Origin of the sequence: Mesorhizobium sp. GbtcB19, assembly GCF_019091085.1 — a bacterium.
Lineage (GTDB): Bacteria > Pseudomonadota > Alphaproteobacteria > Rhizobiales > Rhizobiaceae > Mesorhizobium.
This window is the reverse complement of the sequence record NZ_JAGXJY010000410.1, coordinates 1-244: the sequence shown is the minus strand read 5'-3', so window position 1 is coordinate 244 and position 244 is coordinate 1. Positions and strand designations below refer to the sequence as shown.

1 pseudogene is annotated in these 244 nt (G+C 68.9%); it reads left to right on the top strand.

The window, feature by feature from the left end:
- Positions 1–244: pseudogene (locus tag KVT37_RS32605) on the top strand (cobaltochelatase subunit CobT); the annotation flags it as partial.

Below are 244 nucleotides of genomic sequence, written 5' to 3'. Positions count from 1 at the left end.
GCGGCGGCTCTCCTACCGGCTGCAGCGCCGCCTGATGGCGCAGCAGAACCGCTCCTGGGATTTCGATCTCGAGGAAGGCTACCTCGATCCGGCGCGCCTGGTGCGCGTCGACATCGATCCGATGCAGCCGCTGTCCTTCAAGCAGGAGCGCGACACCAAGCTCCGCGACACGGTGGTGTCGCGCGAGCTCGACAATTCGGGCTCGATGCGCGGGCGGCCGATCACCGACGCCGCGACTTGCGCC